General features: G+C 35.5%; 12 protein-coding genes. 9 read left to right on the forward strand and 3 right to left on the reverse strand.

All coding sequences use genetic code 11. The features are described 5' to 3' along the window. Positions 1–14: 14 nt before the first annotated feature. Genes AC2DGP_RS07840 through AC2DGP_RS07850 form a run of 3 tightly spaced genes read left to right on the forward strand, consistent with a single transcriptional unit; the run spans position 15 to position 3,059 of the window. Complete coding sequence (locus AC2DGP_RS07840) at positions 15–461, forward strand: NUDIX hydrolase (RefSeq protein WP_484492442.1); 447 nt, start codon at positions 15–17, stop codon at positions 459–461. Between the two features lie 5 nt (positions 462–466). After that, positions 467–2,380 (forward strand): DUF294 nucleotidyltransferase-like domain-containing protein, encoded by a 1,914-nt coding sequence (locus AC2DGP_RS07845; protein WP_484492443.1) that lies wholly within the window; start codon positions 467–469, stop codon positions 2,378–2,380. A gap of 1 nt (position 2,381) precedes the next feature. Beyond that, positions 2,382–3,059: a 3'-5' exonuclease gene (locus AC2DGP_RS07850; RefSeq protein ID WP_484492444.1), complete on the forward strand. Its 678-nt coding sequence runs from the start codon at positions 2,382–2,384 to the stop codon at positions 3,057–3,059. A 50-nt stretch (positions 3,060–3,109) separates the two neighbouring features. On the opposite strand, the gene acs is transcribed toward AC2DGP_RS07850, so the two are convergent. From acs to AC2DGP_RS07865, 3 genes are read right to left on the reverse strand one after another with little or no spacing between them, the layout of a single operon-like run. Further along, positions 3,110–5,014: an acetate--CoA ligase gene (gene acs, locus AC2DGP_RS07855; RefSeq protein WP_484492445.1), complete on the reverse strand. Its 1,905-nt coding sequence runs from the start codon at positions 5,012–5,014 to the stop codon at positions 3,110–3,112. 26 nt (positions 5,015–5,040) lie between these two features. Continuing rightward, a complete protein-coding gene (locus tag AC2DGP_RS07860) occupies positions 5,041–6,729 on the reverse strand; it encodes a sodium:solute symporter family protein (protein ID WP_484492446.1) in 1,689 nt (562 codons plus the stop codon). Between the two features lie 27 nt (positions 6,730–6,756). Beyond that, complete coding sequence (locus AC2DGP_RS07865; protein ID WP_484492447.1) at positions 6,757–7,011, reverse strand: DUF4212 domain-containing protein; 255 nt, start codon at positions 7,009–7,011, stop codon at positions 6,757–6,759. 223 nt (positions 7,012–7,234) lie between these two features. On the opposite strand from AC2DGP_RS07865, the gene AC2DGP_RS07870 reads away from it, so the two are divergent. The 6 genes from AC2DGP_RS07870 (at position 7,235) to gltB (ending at position 17,409) form a co-directional block, all read left to right on the forward strand. Further along, positions 7,235–8,014, forward strand: coding sequence for a sulfite exporter TauE/SafE family protein (locus AC2DGP_RS07870; RefSeq protein ID WP_484492448.1), 780 nt, complete (start codon positions 7,235–7,237; stop codon positions 8,012–8,014). A gap of 483 nt (positions 8,015–8,497) precedes the next feature. Then, complete coding sequence (locus AC2DGP_RS07875; RefSeq protein WP_484492449.1) at positions 8,498–9,487, forward strand: outer membrane beta-barrel protein; 990 nt, start codon at positions 8,498–8,500, stop codon at positions 9,485–9,487. Positions 9,488–9,567: 80 nt separating this feature from the next. Further along, positions 9,568–10,857, forward strand: a complete 1,290-nt coding sequence (locus AC2DGP_RS07880; RefSeq protein ID WP_484492450.1) for an ammonium transporter — start codon at positions 9,568–9,570, stop codon at positions 10,855–10,857. Between the two features lie 112 nt (positions 10,858–10,969). Then, a complete protein-coding gene (locus tag AC2DGP_RS07885; RefSeq protein WP_484492451.1) occupies positions 10,970–11,308 on the forward strand; it encodes a P-II family nitrogen regulator in 339 nt (112 codons plus the stop codon). Between the two features lie 20 nt (positions 11,309–11,328). Next, positions 11,329–12,570, forward strand: coding sequence for an ammonium transporter (locus tag AC2DGP_RS07890; protein WP_484492452.1), 1,242 nt, complete (start codon positions 11,329–11,331; stop codon positions 12,568–12,570). 324 nt (positions 12,571–12,894) lie between these two features. Beyond that, on the forward strand, positions 12,895–17,409 hold the full coding sequence (gene gltB, locus AC2DGP_RS07895; RefSeq protein WP_484492453.1) for a glutamate synthase large subunit: 4,515 nt from the start codon (positions 12,895–12,897) through the stop codon (positions 17,407–17,409). The last annotated feature ends 2 nt before the right edge of the window (positions 17,410–17,411 follow it).

Genomic DNA, 17,411 nt, shown 5'->3' on the forward strand with positions numbered 1-17,411 from the left:
TTTATCATGCGAGTGTGCATATTTGGCTATACACAGCGGACAAACAATTATTAATCCAAAAGAGACACGCTGACAAAAACACCTTCCCTAACTTATGGGATGTATCCGTAGCAGGCCATATAGCATATAAGGAATTACCTATTATTGCCGCACAAAGGGAAATTCTGGAAGAAATTGGACTTACTATCCAAGACAAGGACTTAAGAAACATTGGAACGAGTTCACATAAACACGTTCATTCCAATAATTTAATAGATCATGAGCTTCATCACATTTATATCTGTCCGCTGAACGAAAAACTAGAAAACTTAGTCATCCAGCAAAGTGAAGTTGCTGCAATTAAACTTATACCAATAGACGCCTTTAAATTTGAACTAAAAAACAATTCGGAGGCATATGTACCTCATGGTTTAGATTACTACAACAGGATTTTCGACGCTATCAGACAATTTTCACATTAAACAACATGAAAAATACTATTGCAGAAAGAATTGCAGACTTTTTAAAAAATTACCCTCCCTTTAACCTTCTTTCCAAAAAAGAACTGTCAGCCATATCCGAAGAAGTTGAAGTTCTATATTTAGAAAAAGGGAAGTTCATTTTTAACGCTACCTCAAAACCTCTTGCTCATTTCTATATTGTAAACAAGGGAGCAGTTAAGCTTACCATGGAAGAAGAGGACAAACAAAATATTATTGACATTTGTGATGAAGGAGATATTTTTGGTTTACGTCCTTTGATGATTCAAGAAAACTACATTCTAAATGCCGAAACAAATGAGGAATCCATTTTATACGGTATTCCTTTACACATTTTCAAACCATTATCTGAAAAAAACAAAAACGTAAAAAACTACTTGATCACTAGTTTTGCATCAAACATAAAAGACACTTCGATTGTTGAAGGTAGAGGAAACATTTCTTCTTACATAAAGAAGGAAACCAACAATGATTTGTTCAATTTACAAAATGCAAAATTCACTAAGAAACCGATCACTTGTGAAGCTACCACCACTGTAAAAGAAATTGCCATTTGCATGCGAGATCAAAAGATTGGAGCGATGGTTGTAGCAAAAAACAAAAAACCTATCGGTATAATTACGAGTAAAGATTTACGCAACAAGGTTGCTACAGGCGATTTTGAAATTCTTAGTGAAGCACAAGAAATAATGTCTAGTCCCGTGATCACCTCTACCGAGGAGATTACTATACCTGAAGCACATATTGCCATGCTTAAACATTCTGCAAGTCATATATGCATCACCAAAGATGGTACTCCAAAATCAAAACTCATTGGAATTCTTTCCCTACACGATTTAATTGTTTCACTTGGAAACAATCCTTCCGTACTTATTAAAGAAATAAACAGAGCAAAGAAATCCAAACACCTAAGAACTATCCGCGAAAAGGTAGATCTTTTACTAAAAACATATTTAGAACAAGAACTGCCATTTCCGCATATACTAAACATAATCTCTGAAATAAACACCGTAATTATTTCTAGAAGCATTGAACTATGTCTCAAAAAAATGGACACAAAACCTCCCGTCAAGTTTACGTGGTTAGCGCTAGGTAGTCAAGGGAGAAAAGAACAACTACTAAGATCGGACCAGGACAATGCCTTAATTTTTGAGGATGTCCCAGAAACAAAGTTCAAGGAAACACAAGAATATTTCATTGCTTTATCTATTAAGGTTGTAAAATATCTTAATACTATAGGATACGAATACTGTCCTGCAGATATGATGGCAAGCAACCCAAAATGGTGTACCTCCTTATCAGAATGGAAAAAACAATTTGACGATTGGATTATAAATCCTGATGGAGCAGGAACCCTTCTATCTTCAATATTTTTTGATTACGAATATATTTATGGAGAAAAAGAACTTACCGATCAACTAGGTCGTAGTTTGTTTAAAACCATAAATGAACATAAATATTTTTTATCAAAATTAGGAAAAGACGTTATTGACAAACCATCACCTGTTGGATTCTTTAGACAATTCATTGTGGAGACTAACGGAGAACATCAAGAAGCTTTCAATATTAAAATTCGTGCTTTAATGCCACTTATTGATGCCGCCCGAATATTGATCCTATCACATAATATCAAAAACAGCAACAACACCTTAAACAGATATAAAAAACTAGCAGAGCTTGAACCTCAAAACGAAGATCTTTATAATTCCTGCGCTAGAGCATTTAGAACCTTATTAAAATTCAAAACCGAACAAGGCATTCTTAATAACGACTCAGGAAAAATAATCAACTTAGAATCACTTAGCAAAACGGAAAAACTAAAACTAAAAAGAGCCTTCAAACCCATCAAGGAAATACAAGAATTACTGATTATCCGATTCAATTTAAAACAAATGATGTAATATGAAGTTTCCATTTTTCAATTTTAACAGAACCGAAGTCCCTGAATTCTGGAAAAGATACTGCGAACATTTTAAAACTAAAGAACTACGCACTATCAAAGAAACACGCTTCATTGTTTTGGATACAGAGACAACTGGTTTTGACTTTAAAGAAGATCGAATCTTATGTATAGGAGCAACAGCCATCAAAGACAACAAAATACTTATCAAAGATGGACTTGAAGTGTATTTAAACCAAAGTGTATTTAAAGCTGACACAGTAAAAATACATGGTATTTTAAAATCCGAAAAAGTTAAGAAGGTAGAGGAAATTGAGGCACTCATACAATTCTTAGATTACATTAAAGATAGTGTACTTGTTGCTCATCATGCAGGATTTGACATTGGAATTATTAACAGAGCCTTAAAAAGACACAATCTTGGAAAATTAAAAAATGATGTGCTTGATACCGGTGTCCTTTTTAAAAGATCAAAACACATCGTCAATATTATTGACCCAAATAAAAAATATACTTTAGATGAAATTGCTCAAGAATTAAAAATAACACCAAAAGACAGACATACTGCAGCGGGAGACGCCTTTATTACAGGACTAGCTTTTTTAAAAATAATGCCAAAACTTAATAAAGATGGAAAAATGAAATACAAAGATCTTTTTATCAACCCACTGAACTATTAAAAAAAAGCTTGAAGAATTCTTCAAGCTTTTTTTATCAAAATTACAATTGTTTATTTAATTACATTTTCCATAATCTCTGTTACCACCTCCGGATTCAATAAGGTAGACGTATCTCCCAAATTAGAAGTATCATTACTTGCAATCTTTCTCAAAATTCTTCGCATAATTTTACCAGACCTTGTTTTAGGCAACCCAGAGACAAATTGAATCTTATCCAATTTTGCGATAGCTCCAATAGACCCACGAATCAAATCATTAATTTCTTTCCTTAATGCATCATCCGAAATCACAGATTCATCAATTTTAGTAACATAAGCATACAAAGCATTTCCTTTTACATCATGCGGAAATCCAACTACAGCACACTCTACTACATCTAAATGTTCATCAATAGCATTTTCAATAGGTGCAGTTCCTAAATTATGCCCAGAAACAATTACAACATCGTCTACTCTACCTGTAATCCTATAGTTCCCCATAGCATCACGATATGCACCATCACCTGTGAAATACATTCCTTCATACGCAGAAAAATAAGTATCTTTATAACGTTGATGATCTCCGTAAATCGTTCTAGCAACCGACGGCCATGGCGCTTTCATTGCCAATCTACCTTCCGCAGGAGAATCTAAAATCTCTTTTCCATTTTCATCCATCAGTGCCGGCTGAACTCCCGGTAACGGCATCGTAGCAAAAGTTGGCCTCAACGGAGTAATCCCAGCCATTGCAGATATCATTATTGCACCCGTTTCTGTTTGCCACCAAGTATCAACAATAGGACAAGTTCCTTTACCAATATTATCATTATACCAGTGCCAGGCATCTTCATTAATCGGCTCTCCAACCGAACCTAAAACTTTCAAACTAGACAAGTCATATTTCTCAACCAAACTAATCGGATGTTTGGCTAAAGCTCTAATTGCAGTAGGTGCCGTATAAAAATGAGTCACCTTTAATTTTTCAACTATTTCCCAAAAACGTCCATAATCAGGATAAGAAGGCACCCCTTCAAACATCACAGTAGTTGCACCAGCTGCCAACGGTCCATAAATTATATAAGAATGACCAGTGATCCAACCAATATCGGCAGTACACCAATAAACGTCATCTTTTTCATACTGAAAGACATTCTGAAATGTATACGTTGAACCGACCATGTACCCACCAGTGGTATGTACCATCCCCTTAGGTTTTCCAGTGGAACCTGAGGTATACAAAATAAACAACATATCTTCTGCGTCCATCTCTTCTGCCTCGCACTCAAAGTCTTCTATTTTCTGTAATTCATCAAACCAAAACACATCTCTACCCGCTTTCATTTCGGTTGGCTCTACTGTTCTTCGATAAACAATCACCTTTTCAATAGAAGGAGTATCTTCCAAAGCCTCATCACAGACTGCTTTTAAATTAATTGGCTTTGTTCCTCGATACACTTCATTTGCGGTAATCAACAACTTACACTCCGAATCATTTATCCTACTCGACAAAGCGGACGAAGAAAAACCTGCAAAAACTATAGAGTGAACAGCTCCTATCCTAGCGCAAGCCAACATAGCAATTGTCAACTCAGGAATCATAGGCATATATAAACAAACCCTATCCCCTTTTTTAATTCCATTATTTTTTAAAACATTGGCAAATCGGGATACTTTTACATATAGCTGCCGGTAGGTAATATAACGAGATTCCTCATCTGGATTATTTGGCTCCCAAATTATAGCGGTTTTGTTCCCGTTTTTTTCTAAATGACGATCCAAACAATTTTCGGTAATATTTAATTTACCACCTTCAAACCATTTCACCTCAGAGTTTTCTTTATCATGCTTAAAAACAGTATCCCATTTTTTTCTCCATGAAAACCCCTCTGCTATTGAACCCCAAAATTTTTCAGGGTTCTCAACACTCTCAATATAATCTTCTTTATATTTTTTATAAGAATGAATCTTCTCTACCATATCTTTTTAATTTTTATTATTCTTTTTTAATGATCAACAGCTTGCCCAGCTCCTGAAGGTATTCTAATATTCTCAACAATTTCTTGCACATTTTTTGGCGGTGCAGGTGTGAATTTTGATATAACTATTGACACCACAAAATTTACCAGCATCGCAAAGGTTCCAAATCCTTCAGGCGAAATTCCAAACCACCAATCTTCTTTGGCGCCACCACCAAACCAACCAAATTTAAATTTGGTCATATAAAATAGCATCAACAAAACTCCAATAACCATACCAGCAATAGCTCCCTCCTTATTCATCCTTTTATAAAAAATTCCTAAAACGATTGCCGGAAAAAAAGATGCAGCTGCCAAACCAAACGCCAAGGCCACAGTTGCTGCAACAAAACCTGGCGGATTGACCCCGAAATAACCCGCAAGAATAACCGCTAAAAAAGCAGAAACCCTCGCCGCAATCAACTCACCTCTTTCAGAAATATCTGGTTTTACAATTTTCTTAATTAAGTCATGAGAAACCGAAGCCGAAATAACCAATAATAATCCGGCCGCTGTGGACAGTGCCGCGGCAAGCGCACCAGCTGCTATCAACCCAATCACCCAATTGGGCAACTGAGCAATCTCTGGATTTGCTAACACCATAATATCCCTATCAACTGTAAGCTCATTTGTTTTCTCATCTGCAACATATTGCACCAACCCATCGTTATTCTTATCATCAAACTGTAACAAACCTGTTACCTCCCAATTTCCAAACCACTCAGGAAGCTCTGAATATTTCTTATTACTTACCGTCTCAATTAAATTAACTCTTGAAAAAACAGCAATTGCAGGAGCAGTTGTATACAAAACAGCAATAAACAACAGGGCCCAACCAGCAGATTTCCTTGCATCACTCACTTTTTTCACTGTAAAAAACCGAACAATAACATGGGGTAATCCGGCTGTTCCAACCATCAAGGCAGCAGTTATAAAAAACACATCCATCACCGATTTAGAACCTGAAGTATACTCATGAAAGCCGAGCTCTTTATGTAATCCATCCAATTTATCTAACAAATACACACCATCTGTGGCTTCTGCTCCAAATCCAAACTGAGGCACTAAATTTCCTGTCATCTGAAAACTTATAAAAATGGCTGGTACCATAAACGCAAAAATCAACACACAATACTGAGCAACCTGAGTATATGTAATTCCTTTCATACCACCCAAAACAGCATAGAACAAAACGATAACCATCCCAATCAAAACACCTGTATTGATATCCACTTCTAAATACCTAGAGAACACAAGTCCAACCCCACGCATTTGACCTGCGATATAAGTAAATGAAATAATCAAAGCACAGAACACTGCGACTGTCCTAGCAACATTAGAATAATATCTATCTCCTATAAAATCTGGAACCGTAAATTTTCCAAATTTCCTAAGATAAGGCGCCAATAACAAGGCTAATAAAACATAACCACCAGTCCACCCCATCAAATAAACAGAACCATCATACCCACTAAATGAGATCAAACCTGCCATTGAAATAAATGACGCCGCAGACATCCAGTCAGCAGCCGTAGCTAATCCATTAGCGATAGGAGAAACACCCCCTCCTGCTACGTAAAATTCTTTAGTTGATGCGGCTCTTGCCCAAACAGCAATACCTATATATAATGAGAATGTTATTCCTACTAGAACCCAAATCCACAATTGTGCACTCATAATTTTATCTTTTTCAGTTTATTGATACTATTCGTCTACACCGTATTTTTTATCCAATTTTGACATGAGTCTTATATACATATATATAATGACTACAAAAACATAAATAGAACCTTGCTGCGCAAACCAAAAACCAAGTTTAAAACCTCCTATTCTAAAATTATTTAGCTCTTCTACAAACAAAATACCGCATCCATAAGAAACTACGAACCATATACTCAACAAAATTGCTAAGTATTTTAAATTTTCTTTCCAGTATTTTTTTAAATCTTGTTTTGACATTTAGCTGATAAAGTTTGGTTAGAGGATAAAAATATAATTTTAATCCGAATAAAAAAGAAGACATTACAAAAGAAGCGAAAATACAACCCTAATCTGAAACATATGACTCCTATTCATTTATTCACGAATTTAAAAACAGAAATGCTATATCTAAAAACATATCTACAAACAACAGATTCAAAAGCACGAACTACACTTCACAATAATTTTTGAGTATGTTTGCATGGAATTAATTAGCATGAGTTATTTAGATATTATACACACCCACTGGGAAATTTTACTCTCCTTTTTTGTTATTGCAACTTTATACGCATCGGTTGGCTTTGGGGGAGGATCAAGCTATTTAGCGATACTTGCACTCACTTCTTTCGCTTTTACTGAAATCAGAGCAACAGCTTTGATATGCAACATTGTTGTAGTTTCCAATGCTACATTCCTATATTACAAAAATGGTTTTTACAATTTCAAAAAAGTTACCCCCTTAGTTCTTACAAGCGTACCCCTAGCATTTTTAGGTGGATACTTAAAAATTGAAGAAAGAATATTTTTCTTACTACTTGGAGCCACACTTCTCGCAGCGGCAGTCCTAATGCTCATACGTAAAACAAACATTACTTTTAAAGAGGCGAGTATCCATTCAATCTATAAAAGTTTGGGGTATGGTGGCTTTATCGGATTTTTATCTGGACTTGTTGGAATTGGAGGTGGAATTTTTTTAGCCCCACTACTACATCTTTCCAAATGGGACAATTCCAAAAGAATCGCAGCCACCGCTAGTTTATTTATACTAGTAAATTCTTTAGCTGGTTTAGGAGGACAAATTACCAACCCCGATTTCTCAATAAAACCAGAAATAACTATACTTCTTGCAGCTACTGCTTTTATTGGTGGCCAAATAGGAACACGTATAGGGATCAAATTAGTGTCTGAAAAAAGTCTTAAAACTGCCACAGCACTACTTATATTCTACGTAGCACTTAAAATAATTTTTAAGTACTTATAAAAACTACTACGTAAAACTAAAATTAAGGAAATACAATGAAAATTACTATCATTTTAGCAATTTTCATAAATCAATCCAATCGAAAAACGCAAAAACCTACGTAAAAAACGCAAAATCCATCAAAATAAGCTTTCCCCTACACCTCTTTAATCGTTTAGAACACAGCGTTTTCATCGTACTTAATCCTGCGATACCACAGGTTTGAATAAAAAACATATTTATACTACTTAAATTGATATAAAATATTTCAAATATTAATTTTTATCATATCAACAACAAAACACCAAATTAACACAAATTTCATCATATTAACTGAAGGTTAAGGATTGTTTAATTATATTATTCACAAAATACTTAGGTTTTTTTTAACAAGAAGTCGATATAAATACTTAATTTTTTATCGAATAAATTTGTAATTACGTAAAACTACGTATATTTGCCATGTATTAATCGAAACACAATTATCAATTTAAATTATCAAAAATGAAAAAAATTATTTTATCAGCATTATTACTTGCAAGCGCAGTTACTTTTGCACAAGAAGAAAAAAGCCCACTAAGTATTTCAGGTAGTGTTGATGTTTACGGAACAGCAAACTTTGTTGATGGAGCAGGAACACCTGGTCTTTTAATAGCAAACCCTCAAAACGCAAATGCTTTTGGATTAGGTATGGCAAACGTAGTGTTAGGATACGAAACTGAAAAAGCAGGATTTGTTGCTGATTTAGCATGGGGACCTAGAGCAGATGATGCTAATATGGCAGGTGCAATTAACCAATTATATGCTTACTACAATGTTTCTGACAAATTAACTGTTACTGCAGGTCAATTCAATACTTTCTTAGGATACGAGGTGATTTCTCCAGCAGTTAACTTTAACTACTCAGTATCTTACTTATTCAACGCAGGTCCTTTTTCTCATACAGGATTAAAGTTTGACTACGCTGCTTCTGAAGATTTATCTTTCTTATTAGCCGTAACAAATGCACACGGAATCACAAGTGATGATGGTAACGTTACTGGTGATATGCAAATTGGAGGTCAAGTTGGATATAAAGGACAATACTTAAACATTATCTACGGAGCAACCGGAGCTGCATCTACAAATGATGATCTTTACATTGACTATACAGGAGGATTTAACTTAACAGAATCTTTATACTTAGGGATCAACGCTGCATACGCTAACTCTGCTGAAGCTGATTCTGGTTACACTGGTGCTGCCTTATACTTAGAGAATTCATTCACTGAGAAATTTGCTTTAGGATTACGTCCAGAATTTTTCCAATCGAAATCTGCCGGTACAACTGGTGATGTAATGGCTTTGACTTTAACAGCTAACACTTCATTAACTGAAAACTTAAAAGTAATCTCTGAATTCAGATATGACTCTTCTGAAGATGGTTTGATTGAGGTATTCCCAGCAGAAAAAAGCGTTTCTGCTATAACTATCGCAGCAGTATATTCTTTCTAAGAAAACAAAAAAAAAACAGTTTTACGGACTGGTCTAGGCCAGTCCGCAATTCAAAAAAGATTTAATTCAAAATTTACAATATGAGTTTAGCACTTACAATAGCACAAGAAACTTCTACAGCTGACTTAGCTGCAGCAGTGGAGCAAATAAATGGAGACATGGGAATGTTATGGATGCTTATATCGGGTATCTTAGTATTCTTAATGCAAGCAGGATTTACATTAGTTGAATCTGGAATGACACGTTCTAAGAATGTTGTTAACATTGCAATGAAAAACGTATTAGATATCGCTGTAGGATCTTTAGTATTCTGGTTTATCGGATACTCTTTAATGTATGGAGAAACTAATGGTTACATCGCTTGGGGTGGTTTAATGTACAACCAAGGACCAGCTGATTTATTTTTCCAAACTGTTTTCTGTGCAACTGCTGCTACAATTGTTTCTGGAGCTATTGCAGGTAGAACAAAATACACAACTTATATTATCTTTTCAGTAGTTTTAACAGCTATTATTTACCCAATCGCAGGTGGATGGCAATGGAACGGTGACGGTTGGTTAGCTCAAAAAGGGTTTATCGATTTTGCTGGATCTTCAATTGTACACGCTGTAGGTGGATGGGCTGCTTTAGTTGCTGCAATCTTAGTTGGACCTAGAATCGGGAAATACATTGACGGTAAAGCTGTTAATATTCCAGGACACAATAAAATGTACGCTGCAATTGGTGTATTTATCTTATGGTTCGGATGGTTCGGATTCAACGGTGGATCTCAATTAGCTTGGGGTGGTGATGATGCTGTAGGTGCTTCTATGGTAGTACTAGTTACAAACTTAGCTGCGGCTGCTGGAGCTGTTGCTGCATTAGCATTGACATGGATCAAATACGGAAAACCTAACTTAGACATGACTTTGAATGGAGCATTGGCTGGTTTGGTAAGTATAACTGCTGGTTGTGGTAACATGACTGAAGGTGGTGCAATCATTGCTGGTTTTATTGGAGGTATCATCGTAGTTCTTTCTATGGAATTTGTAGAGCAAAAACTTAAAATTGACGATGCTGTAGGTGCATTCTCTGTACACGCTATCGGTGGTGCATGGGGTACTTTAGTTATCGGATTATGGGGTGTTGACGGAGATACTGCTATCGGTTTATTAAACGGAGGTGGAGCTTCTCAATTCATGACTCAATTAGTTGGAACTTTAGCTTATGCTGCATGGGCAGTTGTTACTTCTTTAATTTTCTTGACTATCTTAAAGAAAACTATTGGATTAAGAGTTACTGAAAAAGAAGAAATTGAAGGATTAGATCTTTCTGAACACGGAGCACTAGCTTACCCTGGTGAACGTGTAAGAGAAATGGAAGACAAATAAAAAGACATATGTCTAAATAATGAAATCACACAAAGATTTTAGGTCTTTGTGTGATTTTTTTCATGATTTATTATTTCTTTACAGAAATTTTAACGACAAAACATAAACTATTATGAAAAAAATTGAAGCAATCATCAGAAAATCAAAATATTCTGCTGTAAAAAAAGCCTTACATGCTGTAAATGTAAATTTCTTCACATACTGGGACGTAACTGGACAAGGAAACGAAAAAATAGGTCACGTATATAGAGGTGTTGCTTATAGCACTAGTGACATACAAAGACGTCACATTTCTATTATTGTTAATGATGATTTTGAACAAGCAACAATCGATGCTATTCTTTCATCTGCAGCAACTGGAGAAATAGGAGATGGAAAAATATTTGTATCAGATGTTTCAACTGCATACAGAATTCGTACCGGAGAACAAGGAGAAGACACTTTAAAATAAAAAACAAAAATTAAAATAATATGGACGCAGGTTTATTTACAGCGAACAATGTATGGATGATGCTATGTACGGCATTGGTATTTTTCATGCACTTAGGTTTCTCTTTATTGGAAATCGGATTAACAAGACAAAAAAACACAATCAATATTTTATTTAAAAATGTATTTATTGTTTGTACAGGACTATTATTATACTGCTTAGCAGGATTTAACATGATGTACCCTGGAGACTTTAACCTTATCGGTGACGGGATCCTTGGATTTGCAGGTTTTGGTATCTATGCTCCAGAAGGAGGAATGACAGCCGAATACGCATCTGGTGGATACACTTGGTGGACAGATTTCTTATTCCAAGGAATGTTTGCTGCAACTGCTGCAACAATTGTTTCTGGTGCGGTAGCTGAAAGAGTAAAACTTACAACCTTTATGGTATTTACTGTTGTTTACGTTGGGCTAATCTACCCTATCGTAGGAGCATGGAAATGGGGTGGTGGATTCTTAGACGCTATGGGATTCTATGATTTCGCAGGTTCTACATTGGTACACGGTGTTGGTGGATGGGCAGCTTTAGTTGCTATCTGGTTATTAGGAGCTCGTATCGGAAAATTTGATGAAGAAGGAAACCCAAAAGTTATTCAAGGACACAATATTCCTTTAGCTACAGCAGGTGTTTTAATTCTTTGGTTAGGATGGTTCGGATTTAACGGTGGTTCTGTTTTATCTGCAGATCCAGAATTAACTTCATTAACGTTAGTAACAACTTGTTTGGCTGCTGCTGCAGGTGGAGTTGGTGCATTTGCATTCTCTCAAATTCTTTATAAGAATTTCGATTTAACAATGTTCTTAAACGGAATCTTAGGTGGTTTAGTAGGAATTACAGCTGGAGCTGATCAAATGAGCCCTACTGATGCAATTTTAATAGGAATTATCGCTGGTATCATCATTGTATTGGCTGTTGCTTTGGTTGACAAATTAAGATTGGACGACCCAGTTGGAGCTGTTGCAGTTCACCTTATTTGTGGTATTTGGGGAACCTTAGCTGTTGGTATCTTCGGGGCTATGGCAAGTGTTGAACAATTCTTTACTCAATTAACAGGTGTTGCTATTGTTGGTGCATTCTGTTTAACAACGTCTTTCATAATTCTTTACACTTTAAAGAAAACAATGGGATTAAGAGTTTCAGAAAAAGAAGAAATCGAAGGATTAGATTCTGCTGAACATGGAATGAGTGCTTATCCTGACTACAGAATGAACGATCATTAACATATTTTAGCTCACTAGAGCAATCATATTCAATATTTTAAAAGCGACTTTGAAAACTCAAAGTCGCTTTTTTCATGGCTATATTTTAAAACTTCAAACCTGTGTGGATTTTCTACAACGATTTAGTGAAATTTCATTATTCGCAAACTTTCTAGCACTAATTCCATCAATATAACATTATCAGTTATTTTATGTTGATAATTTTCACATTTAACAATATTGCTGCAACAATATTATAATAAATACATTTTTACTTTTTCTATTCCCATTCTATTGGTTTTTAATATTGAAATTACGTAATTTTGCGTTCTTATTTTCAAGATTATGATAGAAAAACAAGGTCTATATTTACCAGAATTTGAACACGAAAACTGTGGAGCAGGTTTTATTTGTAACCTAAAAGGTGAAAAAACAAACCAAATCATCCATGATGCATTGGAAATTTTAGTAAAACTTGAACACCGTGGAGGTGTGAGTTCTGATGGAAAAACAGGAGATGGTGCAGGATTATTAATTGATATCCCTCATGATTATTTCTCACGCGTTTGTGATTTTGAAATCCCAGCACAAAGAGAATATGCCGTTGGAATGGTGTTTTTACCAAAAAACGAGAACCAATATAAATATTGTAAAGATACTTTCGAAAAAGAAATTAAAGCGCAAGGATTATCTATCTTAGGATGGAGAACTGTGCCTGTTGACTCAAGTCAATTAGGAGAGATTGCCTTAGCGTCTGAGCCTAATATAGAGCAAATCTTTATTGGAAAAACGGAAGATATTGAAGAAAACATCTTCAAAGCTAAATTATATGCTGCTCGTAAAATAACAGAGCATGCTATTAGCTCTTCAAAAATGTCTGAAAGTTCATACTTCTACTTACCTAGTTTATCAAATACGACTTTGATCTACAAGGGTATTATTATGCCTGAAGATATTGGACCATACTATACAGATTTACAGCAATCTGATTTGGTTACAAGATTAGCACTTGTACACCAAAGATTCTCTACAAATACAATGCCTGCATGGGAATTGGCACAACCATTTAGATACATGTGTCAAAATGGAGAAATCAATACTTTAAGAGGTAACGTAAGTAGAATGCGTGTTCGTGAAGAAATCATGAAAAGTGAGGTGTTTGGACCGCAGATCGATAAGTTATTCCCTATTATCTTGCCAGGTAAATCTGATTCTGCCTCTATGGATATGGTGGTAGAATTATTAACGCATACAGGTCGTTCTTTACCGGAAGTAATGATGATGATGATTCCTGAAGCTTGGGAAAAAGACGCAACCATGTCTGAAGAAAGAAAAGCCTTCTATGAATACAATGCGTGCTTGATGGAGCCATGGGATGGACCTGCCTCTGTACCTTTTACAGATGGAGATTACGTTGGTGCTTTATTAGATCGTAACGGTTTAAGACCATCTCGTTATACGGTAACTAAAAGCGGAAAATTAATTATGGCATCAGAAATTGGTGTTGTTGAAGTTGCTCCAGAAGATGTTGATAGTCATGGTAGATTAGAGCCAGGAAAAATGTTCTTGGTTGATATGAACGAAGGACGTATCATCAAAGATGAAGAAATCAAAAGTAAAATTGTTTCTGAAAGACCTTACAAAGAATGGTTAGACAAAACAAGATTACACCTTAAAGATATTCCTGTAACTAACACGGAATGCCCAGTTGAAACATTAGACATCGCAACAAGATCTCGTTTGTTCAACTATACAATAGAAGATATTCAAGAAGTAATTACACCAATGGCCATTGCTGGAAAAGAAGCATTAGGTTCAATGGGTATTGACACTCCTTTGGCTGTATTATCTGACAGACCTCAATTAATTTCTAATTACTTTAAACAATTATTTGCACAGGTAACAAATCCACCTTTAGATGGAATCCGTGAAGAAATTGTAACAGATATTAGTTTAGCACTTGGTAAAGACAGAAATATCTTTAGTATTACTGAAAGACAGTGTAGAAAATTAAGAATTCAAAACCCTGTTATTTCTAACTCAGATTTAGAAAAAATCAGAAGTATTGACGTTGATGGTTTCCAAGCTGAAACTATTGAAATGTTATATCCAAAAGACAAAGGTCTAAATGGATTAGAAGATGCTTTAGATAATATAATCGTTCAGATTACAAAAGCACTAGAAAGAGGGACAAATATCATTGTACTTTCTGATAGAGGTGTTAATAAAGAGTTCGCTCCTATTCCATCGCTGTTAGCCTGTTCTTTTGTACATCACCAAATGAACCGTTTACGTAAGCGTTCTTACTTCGATATTATCATCGAATCTGCAGAACCACGTGAACCACATCACTTTGCTACTTTATTTGGATATGGAGCAAGTGCGATTAACCCATACATGGTTAACGAAATTATCAGAATACAAGTACAACAAGGCTTCATCACAGGAATGGATGAACAAAAAGCAGTTGACAACTTCAACAAAGCTATTGGAAAAGGTATTCTTAAAGTAATGAACAAAATTGGAATCTCTACTTTACATTCTTATAGAGGTTCTCAAATATTTGAAATAGTTGGTTTCAATTCTCAATTCGTTGAGAAATACTTCCCATATACTGCTTCTAGAATTGAAGGAATCGGTTTGTATGAAATTGAAAAAGAAATCAATGAAAGATATAAATATGCTTATCCAGATACACAAATCAAAAACCGTTTAGGATTAAACATTGGTGGAGATTACAGATGGAGACGTAACGGAGAAAGACATATGTTTAACCCTACAACTGTTGCAAAATTACAACAAGCTGTAAGATTAAGCGATCAGGCTAGTTATGATGTTTATGCTAAAAACGTAAATGAGCAAGCTGAAAACTTAATGACTATCCGTGGATTATTTGAATTTGACAACTTAGATCCAATTCCATTGGATGAAGTTGAACCATGGACTGATATCGTAAAACGTTTTAAAACGGGAGCGATGTCTTATGGATCGATTTCAAGAGAGGCACATGAAAACTTAGCGATTGCTATGAACAGAATTGGAGGTAAATCTAATTCTGGTGAAGGTGGAGAAGATAGAAGAAGATTCCAACCAAACATTAATGGAGATAGCCGTAACTCTGCAATTAAGCAAGTTGCCTCTGGACGTTTTGGAGTTACTTCTCACTACTTATCTAGTGCAAAAGAAATTCAAATAAAAATGGCTCAAGGTGCTAAACCTGGAGAAGGTGGACAGTTACCAGGAGAAAAGGTATTGCCTTGGATTGCGTCTGCACGTAACTCTACTCCTTTCGTAGGATTGATCTCGCCACCTCCTCACCATGATATTTACTCTATTGAGGATTTAGCACAGTTGATTTACGATCTTAAAAATGCAAATAGAGCTGCTCGTATTAATGTTAAATTGGTTTCTGAAGTAGGTGTAGGTACAATTGCTGCTGGAGTTTCTAAAGCCAAAGCTGATGTTGTATTAATATCAGGTTACGATGGTGGAACAGGAGCCTCTCCTTTAACATCATTGAAGCACGCAGGATTACCATGGGAGCTTGGTTTAGCTGAAGCACAACAAACATTAGTATTAAATAACTTAAGAAGTAGAATTGTTGTAGAATGTGATGGTCAGTTGAAAACTGGTCGTGATGTTGCAATTGCTGCCTTATTAGGAGCTGAAGAGTTTGGTTTTGCTACCGCACCATTAGTTGCCTCTGGATGTATTATGATGCGTAAGTGTCATTTAAATACTTGTCCAGTTGGTATTGCCACTCAAGATAAAGACTTGCGTAAAAACTTCAAAGGAACACCAGAACACGTGATTAACTTCTTTTACTATGTAGCGGAAGAATTAAGAGCAATCATGGCTGAATTAGGATTCAGAACTTTGGAAGAAATGGTTGGTCAAACACATAAGATCAATGCGAACAAAGCAATTACACATTACAAAGCAAAAGGATTAGACTTATCTGCTATCTTACACAGACCTGCAGCATACAGCGAAATGCCTGTTAAGAATACTGAAAAACAAGACCACGGATTAGACAACGTTCTAGACTTCCAAATCTTAAAAGATTCTCACCGCGCATTGTACAGAAAAGAGCAAATGACTCTTGAGTACCCTATCATCAATACAGATCGTTCTGTGGGTGCTATCGTAAGTAACGAAATCTCTAAGATTTACGGACATTTAGGATTACCTGAAGACACTTTAAATCTTAAATTCACAGGATCTGCTGGTCAAAGTTTAGGAGCATTTAGTGCGCATGGATTGACTTTTACTGTAGAAGGAAATACAAATGACTATTTAGGAAAAGGTTTATCTGGAGCTAAATTAATTGTTAAGAAACCAGCTGAAGCTGATTTCGTAGCAGAAGACAATATTATTGTTGGAAACGTTTGTTTATTCGGAGCCGTTGAAGGAGAAGCTTATATCAATGGTATTGCCGGAGAGCGTTTTGCAGTTAGAAATTCTGGAGCAACAACTGTTGTTGAAGGAGTTGGAGATCACGGTTGTGAATACATGACAGGAGGTAAAGTTGTAGTTCTTGGTAATACAGGTAGAAACTTTGCTGCTGGTATGAGTGGTGGTATCGCTTATATATACGATCCAGAAAACAAATTTGTTAATGGATTATGCAACACTGAAACTATTGAGTTTGAAGATATCTTAGAAGAAGATGCAGCAGACTTGAAAGGATTGATTGAAAAGCATGTTTTATATACTGACAGTAATAGAGGTAAAGAATTGTTGGCTGACTGGGACACTAGTTTAAGTAATTTTGTTAGAGTTATGCCAACAGAGTATAAAAAAGCCCTAGCTCGTTTAGCGAAAGGTGAAGTAATGGTTGAAGAATTAGAAACAGTATAACA

Source organism: Flavicella sp. IMCC45537, assembly GCF_057197705.1.